The sequence below is a fragment of the Pseudonocardia halophobica genome (genome assembly GCF_050948485.1).
Lineage (GTDB): Bacteria > Actinomycetota > Actinomycetes > Mycobacteriales > Pseudonocardiaceae > Pseudonocardia > Pseudonocardia halophobica.
Map to the genome: position 1 here is coordinate 4081545 of NZ_CP192046.1, position 14838 is coordinate 4096382.

Sequence of the window (14838 nt, forward strand, 5' to 3'; positions counted from 1 at the left end):
CGGATCGACTGCGGAACGGCCAGGCTGTGCCCGTGCACCTGACCCCGCGAGAGACCGAGCGGCTGCTGCTGCACAGCGCGGCGTCGCTCGCGCGCCGCCGGCTCGACCGGGGCGCGAAGCTCGGCGCGCCCGACGCCATCGCCCTGGTCTGCGACGAGATCTGCGAGATGGCCTGGGACGACCTGCCCTACGAGGAGGTCGTCGCCCGGGCCCGCACGGTCGTCGACCCGGCCCGCCTGGTCGACGGCGTCGCCGCCGCCGTGCCGGCGCTGCAGGTCGAGGCCCTGTTTCCGCACGGGACCGTGCTCGTGCACGTCGACCAGCCCTTCGGTGCCCCGCCCGCCGACGGGCCGGGGGCCGTCCGCGCGGAGGGCCCGCCCCGCGAGCTCGCCCCGGGCCGGGAGCGCGGCAACGCGCGCCTGCGCAACCGCGGGCACCTGGCGATCTGGGTGTCGTCGCACGTCCAGCTCGACCGGCTCAACCCGGCGCTGGAGGTCGAGCTCGCCGACGCCGGGAGCTTCCGCCTCGATCTGCCGGCCGGGACGTCGCTGAAGGTGGAAGCCGGCGCGGAACGGCAAGTCCCGGTGGTCCGGATGGGAAGGACGCGAGCATGACGACCGTCGAGCGCCGCGAGTACGCCCGCCTCTACGGGCCGACGACGGGCGACCGGGTCCGGTTGGCCGACACCGACCTCTGGATCGAGATCGAGGCCGACGACACCGAGCCCGGCGAGGAGCTCCTCGGCGGGTGCGGCAAGACCGCGCGGCACGGCGCCCTGGTCAGCAGCTCCGCCGACCGGGCCAGCGCCCTGGACATGATCGTCCTCGGGGTGGTGCTGGTCGACCCGCTGCTCGGCGTCCGCAAGACCAACATCGGGATCAAGGACGGCCGGGTCGTCGGCGTCGGCCGGGCGGGAAACCCGCAGGTCCAGGCCGGCGTCGAGCTGGAGGTCGACGCCCACACCGCCATGATCACCGGCGAGGGGCTGATCTGCACCCCCGGCGTCGTCGACTCGCACGTGCACCTGTCCAACGCCGACCTCGCCGGTGCCGCGCTCTCCGCCGGCGTGACCACGCTGGTCGGGATGGGGATGGGCGGGGTGTGGGACGTCGGCGCCAACCCCCGCACCAACCTCCACACCCTGATCGAGGGCTGGGCGGACGTGCCGATCAACGCCGCGTTCCTCGCCCGCGGCAGTTCCACCAGCGCCGCGCTGCTCGAGGAGGCGGTGGCCGCCGGCGCCGGCGGGTTCAAGATCCACGAGGACTGGGGCGCCACTCCCCCGGTGATCGACACCTGCCTGGGCGTGGCGGAGGGCGCGGACCTGCCCGTCGCCCTGCACACCGACACCCTCAACGAGTCCGGCTACCTCGCCGACACCCTCGGCGCCGTCGGCGGCCGGACGGTGCACGCCTACCACGTCGAGGGCGGCGGCGGGCATCCCGACCTGCTGCAGATCGTCTCGAAGGACAACGTCCTCACCTCGTCGACGACGCCGACGCTGCCGCTCACCCCGTCGACCGTCGCCGAGCTGGGCCCGATGACCCTCACGGTGCACCGCGGGCACGCGCACGTGCCCAGCGACGCGAGCATCGCGGCCAGCCGCATCCGCGAGCACGCGATCTCCGCGGAGAACGCCCTGCACGACTCAGGCGCGATCGCGATCGTCAACTCCGACGCCCTGGGCATGGGCCGGATCGGCGAGACCGCCCGCCGCACCTGGCAGCTCGCCCACGTGCAGGCGACGCTGGCCGGGGAGACCGGCCCCGACGTCGTCAACAACGCCCGCGTCCTGCGCTACCTGGCCAAGCTCACGCACAACCCGGCGGTCGCGCACGGGCTCGCGCACCACGTCGGCTCCGTCCGGCCCGGGCTGCTCGCCGACCTCGTGCTGTGGAACCCGGTCTGGTTCGGCGCGCAGCCCGACCTGGTGCTCAAGTCGGGGTTCGTCGCCTGGGGCGCAGCGGGCTCGGGCTCCGGCTCGACGCGGCTCACCCAGCCGCGGCGGATGCGGCCCTTCTACGGCGGGCTCGGCACGGCGCCGGCGCGGTTGGCGCACGTCTTCGTCTCCGAGCACGCCGAGCGCGCGGGCCTGCCCGCCGGACGCGTCTACGCGAGCATCGCGGACAGCCGCGGCCTGACCTGCGCGGACATGCTGCACAACACGGCGACGCCACAGGTCGAGGTGGCCCCCGAGCCGATCCCGGTGCGCGTCGACGGCCGCGACGTGCCACTGCACCGCTCGCCCGCCCTGCCCCTGACCCGGCTCCACCACCTGGGGTGACAAGTGATCGACCTGTTGCTGCACAACGCGACCGTCCACACCCTGGACGCCGACCACCCGCGCGCCCGGTCCGTCGCGATACACCAGGGCAGGGTGTTCGCCCTCGATCCCGAGGGCCTGCGCGCCCGCCGCGAGATCGATCTGCAGGGCGCCACCGTGGTCCCCGGCTTCGGCGACGCGCACAACCACATGGGCTGGTTCGGCCAGTCCCTCTCCGAGATCGCACTCGCCGGCCTGCCGGACCTCGACGCGCTGTACGCGGCCGTCGCCGAGCGCGCGGCGACCCTACCCGCCGACGCCTGGGTGGTCGGCTCCGGCTACGACGACACCACCCTCGGCGGGCACCCGCACCGGCGGGAGCTGGACCGGGCCGCGGGCGGCCGCAAGGTCTGGCTCAAGCACCGCTCCGGGCACGTCTGCACGGTCAACTCGCCGGTGCTCGACCTGATCGGGGACCGGCCGGTGCCCGAGGGCGGCGTGGTCGTGACCGACGCGGACGGGCCGACCGGGACCCTGGAGGAGCAGGCCCAGAACCTGGTGGGCGAGCTCGTGGTGCCCCACCCGCTGGCCGAGCTGTCGGCGGCGATCCGCCGGGCGGCCGCGGTCTACGCGTCCGAGGGCCTCACCCACGTCACCGAGTGCGGCGTGGGCGGCGGCTGGATCGGCCGGTCCGGGCTCGAGCTCGGCGCCTACCAGCAGGCCGGCCCCCTCCCGGTCCGCGTGCAGGTCATGCCGGTCTCCGACGCCCTGCACCCGCTGCGCGGGCACGCGAGCGACCCGGACCGCTTCGGCCTCGACCTCGGCCTGCGCACCGGCTTCGGCGACGACATGCTGCGGCTCGGCCCGATGAAGATCTTCCTCGACGGCTCGCTCGTCGCCCGGACCGCGGCCATGCTGCACCCCTTCTGCGACCGGCACTCCCACGGCTACCTGCAGGACGATCCGGAGCTGCTGCGCCGGCGCGTGGTCGACGCGCACGTGTCCGGCTGGACCGTCGCGGCGCACGCCATCGGCGACCGGGCCGTGGACCTCGCCCTCGACACCTTCGCCGAGGCGCAGAAGGAGCGCCCGCGGCCGGAGGTGCGGCACCGGATCGAGCACGCCGCCGTGACCACCGAGGCGCAGATCGCGCGGATGGCCGACCTCGGCGTCACGCCGGTCCCGCAGGCGCGGTTCCTCTACGAGATCGGCGACACGATGGCCGCCGCCGTCGGACCGGACCGCGCCGACTCGCTCTACCGGGTCGGCGGGTTCCACCGTGCCGGCCTGCGCGTCCCGGGCAGCTCCGACCGGCCCGTCGCGCTCGGCGCGCCGCTGCTCGGGATGCAGTCGATGGTCGAGCGGCGCACGCGCGACGGCGCGGTGCTCGGCCCCGACGAGCGCGTCACGGCCGCCGCGGCCCTGCGCGCCTACACCCTCGACGCCGCGTGGACCGCCGGCGACGAACGGGTCCGCGGCTCCCTCACCCCCGGCAAGCACGCCGACCTCGTCGTCCTCGGCGACGACGTGCTGGCCGTCCCCGCCGACCGGATCGGCGCGACCGAGGTGGTCGCGACCCTCCTCGGCGGCCGTCCCACCCACGGCTCCACCACGCTCGGTCTCGACACCCAGGAGATGTCATGAGCACACCGGCAGGCACCGCGGTCGTCAGCGACCGCGAGGCGCGCAAGGTCGCCTTCGGCGCCTTCGTCGGCACCGCCCTCGAGTGGTACGACTTCTTCCTCTTCGGCACGGCGGCCTCGCTGGTGTTCAACCGGCTGTTCTTCACCGGATCACCGGTGGCGGCCACGCTCGCGGCGTTCGCGACGTTCGCCGTCGGGTTCGCGGCCCGGCCGTTGGGCGCGATCCTGTTCGGCCACCTCGGCGACCGGATCGGCCGGCGGACCTGCCTGATCGTCACCGTCACGATGATCGGCATCGTCACCGGGCTGATCGGCGTGCTGCCGACCGCCCTGTCGATCGGCGTCCTCGCCCCGATCGCCCTCACCGTGCTGCGGCTGCTGCAGGGCATCGCGGTCGGCGGCGAGTGGGGCGGCGCGGTCACCCTCGCCGTGGAGCACGCGCCGAAGGACAAGCGCGGCCGCTACGCCGCGATGCCGCAGATCGGCTCGCCCATCGGCACGCTGCTGTCCTCGGGGGCCTTCCTCGCGGTGTCCGCGCTGCCGAAGGAGAGCTTCGACTCCTGGGGCTGGCGGATCCCGTTCCTGATCGCCTTCCCGCTGCTCGCCGTCGCGCTGTACCTGCGGCGCCGGGTCGAGGAGTCGCCGCTGTTCGAGCAGCTGCTGGCCGAGGACGAGCGGGCGAGCTCGCCGGTCAAGGACGTCCTGCTGCGGTCCTTCCCGCAGCTGATGGTGGGCGCCGGCTCGGCGTTCCTCGGCGTCGGCGGGTTCTACCTGGCCACCACGTTCGTGATCAGCTACGGCACGGCCACGCTCAAGCTGCCGCAGGCGCTGATGCTGGGCGCCACGCTGGTCGCGGCCGCCGTCGAGATCCTCGTGCTGATCACCGGCGGCCGGCTCGCGGAGCGGTACGGGGCGGCCCGGGTCACCGTCGCGGGCGGTGTCATCTCCGCGGTCGCCGCGTTCCCGATGTTCTGGTTGATCGACTCGAAGGCCGCCGCGCTGGTGATCATCGGCGTGACCCTGGGCGTCGCCTGCCTGTCGATCCCCTACGCCGTCTCCGGTGCGCTGCTCACCGAGCTGTTCCCGGCCCGGCTCCGCTACTCCGGCGTGGCCCTGTCGGCCAACGTCGCCGGCGTGGTCAGCGGGTTCGTGCCGCTCGTCGCCTCGGCCTTCCTCGCCGGGGCCGGCGGGGCGTCGTGGACGGCGGCGCTGCTGCTGATCGTGATCGCCCTGATCACCGCGATCTCGGGCATGCTCGCCCCCAAGGTCGCCCTCGGGCGGGACGACGAGGTGCAGGAGGTCGACATCCGTGGGTGAGAAGTCGGCAGGGGCCGTCCGGACCGATGTGGAGCGGACCGCGGGCGCGCTGCTCGTCGCGCAGCTGGAGGCGCTCGGGGTGCCGCGCGTGTACGGCGTGCCCGGCGAGAGCTACCTCGAGGTGCTCGACGCGCTGCACGACTCCCCGATCGACATGGTCGTGTGCCGGCAGGAGGGCGGCGCCGGGTTCATGGCCCTGGCCGAGGCCCGGCTGACCGGCCGTCCCGGCGTGGTCGCCGTGACCCGCGGCCCGGGCGCGGCCAACGCGGCCATCGCGGTGCACACCGCCTGGCAGGACGCCACGCCGATGGTCCTGCTCGTCGGCCTGGTCCCGGTCGCCGACCGGGACCGGGAGTCCTTCCAGGAGTTCTCCCTCGGCGGCTGGTTCGGCACCACCGCGAAGCGGGTGATCACCCTCGACCGGCCGGAGCGCGCGGCCGAGCAGGTGGCCGAGGCGTTCGCGGTGGCGACGGCGGGCCGGTCGGGCCCCGTGGTGATCGGGCTGCCCGAGGACGTCCTCACGGCCAAGACCTCCGCACCCGTCGTCCCGGCGCGGGCTTTCTCCGGCGGTGCCGTCTCCGCACCCCAGGCCGAGGAGCTCGAGGTGCTGTTCGGCCGGGCGGAGCGGCCGCTCGTGATCGTCGGCGGGATCGGCTGGACGGCCGACGCGGCGGCCGCCGTGACCGCGTGGTGCGAGCGGCGGCGCTTCCCGGTCGTCGCCGACTGGCGGTGCCAGGACATGGTCGACCACGACAGTCCCGCCTACGCCGGCTGGTTCGGCTACGGCTCCGATCCCGGCCTGCTCGACGCCCTCGACCGCGCCGACCTGCTGCTCTTCGTCGGCGGGCAGTACGGCGACGTCCTCTCCGGCGGCTACACACGGGGGAACCCGGACGCGCCGACGGTCGTCGTCTCCGCCGACCCCGACCTGCGGGCGCACCAGCGCCGCGTCGACCTGCACCTGCTGGCGACCCCGGCCGCCTTCGCCGGCGCGCTCCCCGAGGGACCCGCCGCGGAGCCGGGGTGGTGGGAGGGGCTGCGGGCCGCCCGTGAGAAGTTCGCGACGCCCGGCGCGCCGGTGCGCGGCGAGTACGTCGACCTCGACGTGGCCACCGCCGCGCTGGCGGAGCGGATGACGCCGGACGCGATCGTCGCCCACGGCGCGGGCCAGCACGCGATCTGGGCGCAGCGGTTCCTGCCGCGGCACTCGTTCCCCTCGCTGCTCGCGCCGCGCAACGGGGCGATGGGCTACGGGCTGCCCGCCGCCGTCGCCGCCTCGCTCGTCCACCCCGGGCGACAGGTCGTCTGCGTGGCCGGCGACGGCTGCTTCCTCATGAACGGCCAGGAGCTCGCCACCGCCGCGGCCTACGGCGCCACGCCGCTCGTGGTGATCGCGGACAACTCGGGCTACGGCACGATCCGCCAGCACCAGCAGCGCCACCACCCGGGCCGGCCCAGCGGCACCGCGCTGGTGAATCCGGACTTCGGCGCACTGGCCCGCTCCTTCGGACTGCACGGCGAGCGGGTCTCCCGCACCGACGACGTCCCGGCCGCGCTCGACCGCGCCCTCGCCGCCGTCGCGGGGGGCCGGGCCGCGGTGCTGCACCTCGACGTGGACCCGGAGATCCTCCAGCCGCGCGGGGTGTGAGGTGCCGGCGTCCGTGGGGTCAGGGCAGGTCGGGTGCGGTCAGCACGCCCCAGCCGAGGATCCAGGCGGTGCGGTCGAGCCGGCGCTCCATCCGGTCGAAGGCCTTCCGGTAGGCCTGGCCGCCGTCCGCCTGCTTCTCGTCGTGGTGCTCCCAGACCTCCTCGGCCGCCTCCCAGGCGAGCGCCCGGGTGACCCGGACGAGGAGGTCCGACGCGGCGTTGCCGAACCGATCGACCGCGCTGCCGTCCGGCGCGACCTCGGCCAGGAAGGCGTCGAAGTCCTCGCGGAGCTGGTCCATCTCCTCGGCGAAGATCTCGTTGACCTGGTCGTAGTCCGAGCGCCGGTCGGGGTTCGGCGGGAACGTCTTCCACGTCTCGAGCAGCGCGAAGGCCAGGTCGAAGTTCACGTGCGCGTTCACGCCCGCGGCGGCGAAGTTGACGTGCCCGATGCCGGCCTTGCGCCGGCGCTCGAACAGCACGTCCCAGCTCTTCGGAGTGTCCCCGCGGCCGGCCTCGTACGCCCGGATCGCGGCGATGTACCGCCGCGCGAACTCGAGGTCGAGCAGGGTCAGGAAGTCCGGGTCCTTGAACTCCCGCTTCGGCTTGCGGCCCTCCACGGTGTCCAGCACGTTCTGCGTGATGATCGTGTAGAGCCGCGAGAAGCAGGAGATGCCGTCGACCTCCGGACGCATGATGTCCTCGGCCGACGCGTCCCGGATCGCGCCGAGCACCGTGACCACGTCCGCGATCGTCGCGACGTCGCTGCAGCAGTCCGCCAGGTTCCGTGCCACCGTCCGTGCTCCCCTCGTCACCCGCCCCGCAGGAGGAGAGCACGGACGGCGGTCCGGCGATACCGACCGACGGCCCGGACCTTCGGCTCTGGAGCAGCAGTGGGCGGCTCAGTGGTGGGCGGCGCGCTCCAGGGTCGTCTGCAGCGCGGCGAGCAGCTCACGGGCGGTGTCGAGGCTGAGCTCCACGGCCACCCGCGCCCCCGGCCCCTGCTCGGGGTTGAGGAAGTCGATGTTGACCGTGTGCTCGTCCGGGGCGTGGACGGGGTGGTCGTAGTAGACCGTCGCGGTGCGCAGCGGGAACCAGCCCGCGGCCCCCTTCCCGCTGCTGCGGGCGACCTCGATCTTCTCCGTGGAGTAGGTGCACACGGGTCAGCCCGCCAGGTGGGTCGCGAAGAAGGCCTCGACGTGCCGCCAGCCGTCGACCGCCGCCTCCGGCCGGTAGCTGGGCCGGTCGACGGAGAAGAACGCGTGCCCGGCGCCGTCGTAGCGGTGGAACTCGTAGGTCTTGCCGTGCTCCTGCAGCAGCTTCTCCAGCTCGTCGACCTGCTCCGGGGTCGGGTAGGAGTCGTCGTTGCCGAACAGGCCCAGGATCGGCGCCCGCACCTCGCCGACCCGGTCCGCGAGCGGCTGCACCTGCAGCGGGAAGCCCTCCGGCGGCGTCCCGACGACGAACGCGCCGTAGCAGTCCACGGCCGCCTGGACGTCGACCTCGATGCTGCTCAGGAAGGCCTGCCGGCCGCCGGAGCAGTAGCCGATCGTGCCGACCTTGCCGTTCGACGTCGGCAGGTCGCGCAGCCAGCGGGCCGCGGCCTTCGCGTCGCCCACGAACCGCTCGTCCGGCACGCCGCCGTGCGCGCGGGCGGTCGCGGCGGCGTCGTCCGGGGCCGCGCCCGGCGCCTCCCGGCTGTAGAGGTTGACGCAGATCGCGTCGTAGCCGAGCACCGCGAACCGGCGCACGACCTCCTTCGACTCCCGGTCGAAGCCGGGCATGTGGTGGATGACGACCACCCCGCCGCGGGGGCCGGGGGCCATCGGCCGGGCGGTGTAGGCCTCGACCAGGTCGTCGCCGTGGCCGCGGATGCCCACGGTCTCGGCCAGCACGGCGTCGTACGCCACTTCGCGCCTCCTCGAAGATCTCGTGTCCCCGCCCTGCTTACTCTCCCGGGGGCGGCTCCGGCGAGCCTGCTGCCGCGCAGCCCGCGCCGACCCCGTGGACGAACCGCCCGAACCGATCCGAAGGAGACGCCGTGACCGGCACCGAGACCCTCTGGCACCCGTTCGCCGCCATGCACGCGGTGCGGCGGTCGCAGGTGACGATCACCCGCGCCGAGGACGTCTGGCTCTGGGACAGCGCCGGCACCCGCTACCTCGACGCGACCGCCAGCCTCTGGTACGCCAACGCCGGGCACGGGAGGCGCGAGATCGTCGACGCCGTGGCCGCACAGCTGCGCGAGCTCGACGCCTACCACCTGTTCACCGACTTCGCGAACGAGCCGGCGCTCCGGCTCGCCGACGAGATCGCGGCCCGCGCGCCCGTCGACGACGGCCGGGTCTTCTTCACCAGCGGCGGCGGCGACTCGATCGACACCGCCGCCAAGATGGCGCGGGCGTACTTCGCGCTCACCGGGCAGCCCGACCGCACGATCCTGCTGCACCGCGAGCACAGCTACCACGGCACGCACGGGCTCGGGACCTCGCTCGCCGGCATCCCGGGGAACCGGGTGGCGCCGCCGTTCGTGCCGGACGTCGTGCAGACGGCCTGGAACGACGCCGAGATGCTCGAGGAGACCATCCGGGAGATCGGCGCCGAGCGGGTCGCCGCCTTCTTCTGCGAGCCCGTGATCGGCGCGGGCGGGGTGCTCCCGCCGCCCCCGGGCTACGTCGAGGCCGCGGCGGAGGTGTGCGCGCGGCACGGCGTGCTGTTCGTGGCCGACGCCGTGATCTGCGGCTTCGGCCGGCTCGGCAACTGGTTCGGCGTCGAGCGCTTCGGGGTGCGGCCGGACCTCGTCGTCTTCGCCAAGGGGGTGACGTCCGGGGTGCAGCCACTCGGCGGCGTCGTCGCGTCGGGGCGGGTGGCCTCCCCGTTCTGGGACGAGCCGGGCCGCGTGTTCCGGCACGGCCAGACCTACTCCGGGCACCCCGCCGCCTGCGCCGCCGGGCTCGCGACGATCCAGGTCTACGAGCGCGACGGCCTGTTCGACCGGGCCGTCGCCCTGGAGGGCCCGCTGGCCGAGCGCCTCACCGGTCTGACCGACCACCCGCTCGTCGACCACGCCCGGGGCGGCACGGGCTTCCTCGGCGCGCTCGAGCTCGACCCGGAGCGGGTGGCCGCGACGCCCGGCCTGTCCGGCGCCGTCGCGAACGCCGTGCGCGACCACGGCGTGCTGGTCCGGCCGATGATCTCCTCGCTCGGCTTCTCGCCGCCGCTCACCGCCACCGAGGAGCACCTGGACCTGTTGGCCGACGCCGTCCGGAAGGGCCTCGACGGCGTGCTCTGACGGGTCGTGTGACGCCCCTGGAGTGTGGCATGCCACTCCCCTAGGGTCGGTCCGGGAACGTCGAGGAGGACGGCAGATGAGCGCAGGACTGGAACGGTTCCGCATGCTGATCGGCGGCAAGCCCGCCGACGCCGCGTCGGGGCGCACCTTCGAGTCGCAGAACCCCTACACGGGCGAACCTTGGGCAGAGATCCCCGACGCCGGCACCGAGGACGTCGACGCCGCGGTCGCCGCCGCCCGGGCCGCGCTCGACGGCGAGTGGGGCCGGACCACCGGGTTCACGCGGGCCGCGCTGCTGCGCCGGCTCGGCGACCTGGTCGGCGAGAACGCCGAGCGGCTCGCCCGGCTCGAGGTCAACGACTCGGGGAAGCTGTACCGGGAGATGATCGGCCAGCTCAACGGCCTGGGCTCCTGGTACCACTACTACGCCGGGCTGGCCGACAAGATCGAGGGCCGGCAAATCCCCTCGCCCAACCCGAACTACCTCGTGTACACGCGCCGCGAGCCGGTCGGGGTGGTCGCCGCGATCACGCCCTGGAACTCGCCGCTGCTCCTCATGACGTGGAAGCTCGCCCCGGCCCTCGCAGCGGGCTGCACGATCGTGGTCAAGCCGTCCGAGCACGCGCCCGCCTCGACCCTCGGGTTCGCCGAGCTGATCGAGCAGGCCAGGTTCCCGCCCGGCGTCGTCAACGTGGTGACCGGGCTGAGCCGGGAGGTCGGCGCGCACCTGGCCGGGCACCCGGGCGTCGACAAGGTGGCCTTCACCGGCTCGACGGCGACCGGGCGCGCGGTCGCGCACGCCGCGGCGGAGAACCTCAACAAGGTCACCCTGGAGCTCGGCGGGAAGTCGCCGCAGATCGTGTTCCCCGACGCCGACCTGCAGGCCGCGGCGAACGGGCTGATCGCGGGCGTGTTCGCGGCGACCGGGCAGACCTGCATGGCCGGGTCGCGGCTGATCGTCCACGAGTCGGTGCACGACGAGCTGGTCCGGCTCGTGGCCGAGCGCGCGGCCACCATCAAGCTCGGCGACCCGAACGACCCGGAGACCGAGATGGGCCCGGTCGCCAACGCCCCGCAGTACGAGAAGGTCCTGGGCTACCTGCGGACGGCGCAGGACGAGGGCGCGACCGTCGCGTACGGCGGGGCGGCCGAGGACGGGCTCGGCGGGTACTTCGTGAAACCGACCGTGCTCACGGGCGTCGGCCCCGCGTCGACGGTGGTGCGCGAGGAGGTCTTCGGCCCGGTCCTGTCCGCCTACACCTTCACCGACGAGGACGAGGCGGTGAAGCTGGCCAACGACACGCCCTACGGCCTGGCCGGCGCCGTGTGGACCAAGGACGTGCACCGGGCGCACCGGGTCGCCGCGCGGATCCGGGCGGGCTCGGTGTGGATCAACGCCTACCGCGTGGTGGCGCCCAGCGTGCCCTTCGGCGGCTTCGGCGCCTCCGGGCTGGGCCGGGAGAACGGCGTCGCCGCGGTCGACGAGTACCTGGAGAACAAGTCGGTCTGGGTGGAGCTCACGGGCGGCACGAGGGACCCCTTCACCCTCGGCTAGACCTGAACGAGCGAACGGCGCTCTCGCTCATACCTGGTGAGCGAGAGCGCCGCTCGTGCCGGCGAGGCTCGATGTGGGTGAGCGGCGCGTTCGTTCAGTAGGTGTGAGCGAACGCGCCGTTCGTGCGATCGGGGGCGGTTTCTGTCAGGGGCGCATGCGAACATCTGTTCGTGTCCCGGATCGAGAGTCGCGCCGAGGCGAGCATCCTGCACGCCGACCTCGACTCCTTCTACGCGTCGGTCGAGCAGCGGGACGCACCGCGGCTGCGCGGGCGGCCGGTGATCGTCGGCGGCGGGGTGGTGCTCGCCGCCAGCTACGAGGCCAAGGCCTTCGGCGTACGCACCGCGATGGGCGGCCGGCAGGCCCGGGCGCTCTGCCCGCACGCGATCGTGGTGCCGCCGCGGTTCTCGGCCTACGGCGAGGCCAGCAAGGCGGTCTTCGCGATCTTCAAGGACACCACGCCGGTGGTCGAGGGACTGTCGATCGACGAGGCGTTCCTCGACGTCGGGGGCCTGTGGCGGATCGCGGGCGCGCCGGTGGCGATCGCCGAGCGGCTGCGGGCCCGGGTGCTGGCCGAGGCGGGCCTGCCGATCACGGTCGGCGTGGCCTGCACGAAGTTCCTGGCGAAGGTGGCCAGCGGGGTCGCGAAGCCGGACGGGCTGCTGGAGGTCCCGCCGGGCGGCGAGCTGGACTTCCTGCACCCGCTGCCCGTCGAGCGGCTGTGGGGCGTCGGGAAGGTCACCGCGGCGAAACTGCACGCGCTGGGGATCCGCACCGTCGGCGAGGTGGCCGACCTCGGCGAACCGGCGCTGGTCTCGCTGCTCGGCCGGGCGAGCGGACGGCACCTGCACGCGCTGGCCCACAACCACGACCCGCGGGTGGTCGAGACCGGCCGGCGCCGCCGGTCCATCGGCTCCCAGCGGGCGCTCGGCCGTCGCTTCCGCTCGCCGGAGGAGATGGACGCGATCCTGGCCGGGATCGTCGACCGGCTCGGCAAGCGGCTGCGCGGGGCGGACCGGACCTGCCGCACGGTCGTCCTGCGGCTGCGCTTCGGCGACTACACCCGGGCCACCCGCTCGCACACGCTCGCCCGGGCCACGGACCACACCCCGACCCTGCTCGAGGCCGCGCGGCGGCTGCTCCGCGAGTCGTTGAGCATGATCCTCGACCGCGGGCTCACGCTCATCGGGATCTCGCTCACGAACCTCGACACGGAGGACGCGATGCAGCTCGCCCTGCCCTTCAACCGCACGAGCGGGCCGGAGCTCGACCGGACGTTGGACTCGCTGCGGACCCGGTTCGGGTCGGAGTCCGTCACGCGGGCGGCGCGACTGGGCCGCGACCAGGGGTTGGAGGTGCCGATCCTGCCGGACGGCTGACCGGCCCCGGAGCCGGATCTGCCGGTATCGGCGAGGGGGCTCCCCAGTCCCCGCCGATACCGGCACTCGGTTCAACGAGCGGAGGCGCCGGGAGTTGCCCGTCGGGTTCGTTGCGGGCGCGTGAACGCTCCGGACATCGGGGTGAAGTGCAGGGGACCCGGACGCGAGCCGGTGCCGCGTGCCTGATCAGCCGGTCCGGTCCGCCGGTCCCGCCGTGCGGCCCGACCACTCCGGCTCGACCTCGGCCCACCGGCGGGTCCACTCGGCGTCGTTGCGGTGGGCGGTCCAACGCTGCACGAGCCGCCACGCGGCCAGGAGCAGGAGCACGCCGGCAACGGCGACCCAACCGGCGGCCACCACGCCGACGAGCAGGCCGGCGCGGGGCGAGGTCGGCGCGGGCGCGGGCGTGCCGGCGCGGTCCACCCACACCGGGACGGCCGAGCCGGCCTTGGCGCTCATCGGGATCGTGACCTCGCCGGCGCGTGCGGTGCCGTCGGGCGCGGTCCAGGTGGCCGTGGCGCGGCGGGTGCCCGGGCCCACGCCCTCCGTCGACCCGGCGAGGTCCACGGGCTCGACGACCGTCACGACCACCCGGCTGCGGTCCGCCGCCTCCTGGTACGCCCGTGCGGACACGGCGCCGTGCGCGGCGGTGCCGACCAGCCCGGCGAGCACCATCGCGACGACCCCGAGACCGCACAGCAGGACGGCCACGACGTCCTCGATCCGGTCCGTCCGCCTGCGCGGCAGCCCGCGGCGTCGCCTCTCCACGGCCGGGATCTCGTCGGGGCCCACCCTCCCCGTTACGCAGGGACCCTGGCCGTCACAGCCCGAGGGTGGCGAGACGCTCCTCGTAGCGGGCGCGGACGTCCTCCGGGTCGCCGCCCGCGTCGAGCTCCTCGGCGTAGATGGCGGCGGTGTCGGTGCCGGTCTCGGCGACCCGCGCGAACCACTTCTCGGACTCGGCGCGCCAGTACCCGACGACCCCGTAGGAACCGGCCGGCAGCCCGAGCTCCTGACGCAGGTAGCGGCGCACCGCCCGGGTCGCCGAGGCCTCCCCCGCGACGTAGACGTAACCGGGACCGGGCGGCAGCCGGGCGCCGCGCACGAGCTCGTCCAGCCGGCTCGGCGTGTGCCCCAGCCCGGCGGTGTGCATCCACCGCACCTGGGCGCCGGGCAGCTCCTGGGCGTCCTCGCGGTCCGGCACCTCGACGAGCACGGTGGTCGGGAGCCGGTCCGCCGACTCCTCGACGATCCGGCCGATCGCGGGGAGCGCCGTGACGTCGCCGAGCAGCAGCTGCCAGCGCGCCCCCTCGGGCCGGCGGAACCAGCTGTTGCGGTGCGTGATCTCCAGCTCGTCGCCGACGCGTGCCAGCGCGGCCCACTCGCCACCGATCCCGCCGGGGTGCAGCACGATGTCGACGGTCAACCGAGCCGGCTCCCACCGCCGCACGGTGTACCAGCGGCCGACCTCGGCGCCGGGGAACCGCAGGACCAGGGCCTCGTCCGGCACCCCGAGCGAGTCGAGGCCGGCGAGCCCGGGACCGCCCAGGCCCACGCGCACCAGGGTCGGCGACAGCCGCTCGACGGTCTCCGTCACGACGGTGACGGGCCCGTTCTCCAGCTCGGTGGCCATGTCGTGCGGACCTCCACGGACGACGTTCGGGGAACGGAGGTGAGGCTAACCAATCCGGACCCCGCCGTCGATCCACCGCCCCCGATCGGACCGCCCGTCGCATCTCGATCTC

At 74.5% G+C, this 14838-nt stretch carries 13 protein-coding genes; 8 read left to right on the forward strand and 5 right to left on the reverse strand.

The genetic code is table 11. The features are described 5' to 3' along the window. The first annotated feature begins 32 nt into the window (after positions 1-32). From ACQP04_RS19505 to ACQP04_RS19525, 5 genes are read left to right on the forward strand one after another with little or no spacing between them, the layout of a single operon-like run. Positions 33-614, forward strand: a complete 582-nt coding sequence (locus ACQP04_RS19505; protein WP_433501991.1) for an urease subunit gamma — start codon at positions 33-35, stop codon at positions 612-614. Then, positions 611-2284, forward strand: a complete 1674-nt coding sequence (locus ACQP04_RS19510; RefSeq protein WP_433501992.1) for an urease subunit alpha — start codon at positions 611-613, stop codon at positions 2282-2284. The genes ACQP04_RS19505 and ACQP04_RS19510 overlap by 4 nt, the downstream gene beginning before the upstream one ends. A gap of 3 nt (positions 2285-2287) precedes the next feature. After that, positions 2288-3907 (forward strand): amidohydrolase, encoded by a 1620-nt coding sequence (locus ACQP04_RS19515; protein ID WP_433501993.1) that lies wholly within the window; start codon positions 2288-2290, stop codon positions 3905-3907. Continuing rightward, on the forward strand, positions 3904-5223 hold the full coding sequence (locus tag ACQP04_RS19520; protein ID WP_433501994.1) for an MFS transporter: 1320 nt from the start codon (positions 3904-3906) through the stop codon (positions 5221-5223). Before ACQP04_RS19515 ends, ACQP04_RS19520 begins: the two co-directional genes overlap by 4 nt. Then, positions 5216-6871, forward strand: a complete 1656-nt coding sequence (locus ACQP04_RS19525; protein ID WP_433501995.1) for a thiamine pyrophosphate-dependent enzyme — start codon at positions 5216-5218, stop codon at positions 6869-6871. Before ACQP04_RS19520 ends, ACQP04_RS19525 begins: the two co-directional genes overlap by 8 nt. A 19-nt stretch (positions 6872-6890) precedes the next feature. Here ACQP04_RS19525 and ACQP04_RS19530 read toward each other — a convergent pair whose 3' ends face one another. The 3 genes from ACQP04_RS19530 to ACQP04_RS19540 all read right to left on the reverse strand — a co-directional run bounded on the left by ACQP04_RS19530 (position 6891) and on the right by ACQP04_RS19540 (position 8777). Continuing rightward, the gene (locus ACQP04_RS19530) at positions 6891-7661 is read right to left on the reverse strand and encodes a DUF5995 family protein (protein WP_433501996.1); all 771 of its coding nucleotides are present in this window, start codon (positions 7659-7661) and stop codon (positions 6891-6893) included. A 108-nt stretch (positions 7662-7769) separates the two neighbouring features. Beyond that, a complete protein-coding gene (locus ACQP04_RS19535; RefSeq protein WP_433501997.1) occupies positions 7770-8027 on the reverse strand; it encodes a DUF6295 family protein in 258 nt (85 codons plus the stop codon). A 3-nt stretch (positions 8028-8030) separates the two neighbouring features. After that, the gene (locus ACQP04_RS19540) at positions 8031-8777 is read right to left on the reverse strand and encodes a dienelactone hydrolase family protein (protein ID WP_433501998.1); all 747 of its coding nucleotides are present in this window, start codon (positions 8775-8777) and stop codon (positions 8031-8033) included. A 131-nt stretch (positions 8778-8908) separates the two neighbouring features. Here ACQP04_RS19540 and ACQP04_RS19545 point away from each other — a divergent pair, with 131 nt between their 5' ends. The 3 genes from ACQP04_RS19545 (at position 8909) to dinB (ending at position 13093) form a co-directional block, all read left to right on the forward strand. Then, entirely contained in the window at positions 8909-10159 is a 1251-nt protein-coding gene (locus ACQP04_RS19545) for an aspartate aminotransferase family protein (RefSeq protein WP_433501999.1), read from the forward strand. 76 nt (positions 10160-10235) lie between these two features. Continuing rightward, the gene (locus ACQP04_RS19550) at positions 10236-11714 is read left to right on the forward strand and encodes an aldehyde dehydrogenase (RefSeq protein ID WP_433502000.1); all 1479 of its coding nucleotides are present in this window, start codon (positions 10236-10238) and stop codon (positions 11712-11714) included. 164 nt (positions 11715-11878) lie between these two features. Further along, positions 11879-13093, forward strand: a complete 1215-nt coding sequence (dinB, locus tag ACQP04_RS19555) for a DNA polymerase IV (protein ID WP_433508402.1) — start codon at positions 11879-11881, stop codon at positions 13091-13093. A 186-nt stretch (positions 13094-13279) separates the two neighbouring features. Here the strand turns inward: dinB and ACQP04_RS19560 are convergent, their stop codons facing one another. Further along, entirely contained in the window at positions 13280-13861 is a 582-nt protein-coding gene (locus tag ACQP04_RS19560) for an Rv1733c family protein (RefSeq protein ID WP_433502001.1), read from the reverse strand. 52 nt (positions 13862-13913) lie between these two features. Continuing rightward, positions 13914-14726 carry a siderophore-interacting protein gene (locus tag ACQP04_RS19565; protein WP_433502002.1) on the reverse strand — a complete coding sequence of 271 codons (813 nt, stop codon included), beginning with the start codon at positions 14724-14726 and terminating at the stop codon, positions 13914-13916. Positions 14727-14838 lie beyond the last annotated feature (112 nt).

Coding starts and splice junctions, on each gene's coding strand:
- ACQP04_RS19510 (WP_433501992.1), top strand. CDS start 611: ATGACGACCGTCGAGCGCCGCGAGTACGCCCGCCTCTACGGGCCGACG.
- ACQP04_RS19565 (WP_433502002.1), bottom strand. CDS start 14,726: ATGGCCACCGAGCTGGAGAACGGGCCCGTCACCGTCGTGACGGAGACC.
- ACQP04_RS19550 (WP_433502000.1), top strand. CDS start 10,236: ATGAGCGCAGGACTGGAACGGTTCCGCATGCTGATCGGCGGCAAGCCC.
- ACQP04_RS19520 (WP_433501994.1), top strand. CDS start 3,904: ATGAGCACACCGGCAGGCACCGCGGTCGTCAGCGACCGCGAGGCGCGC.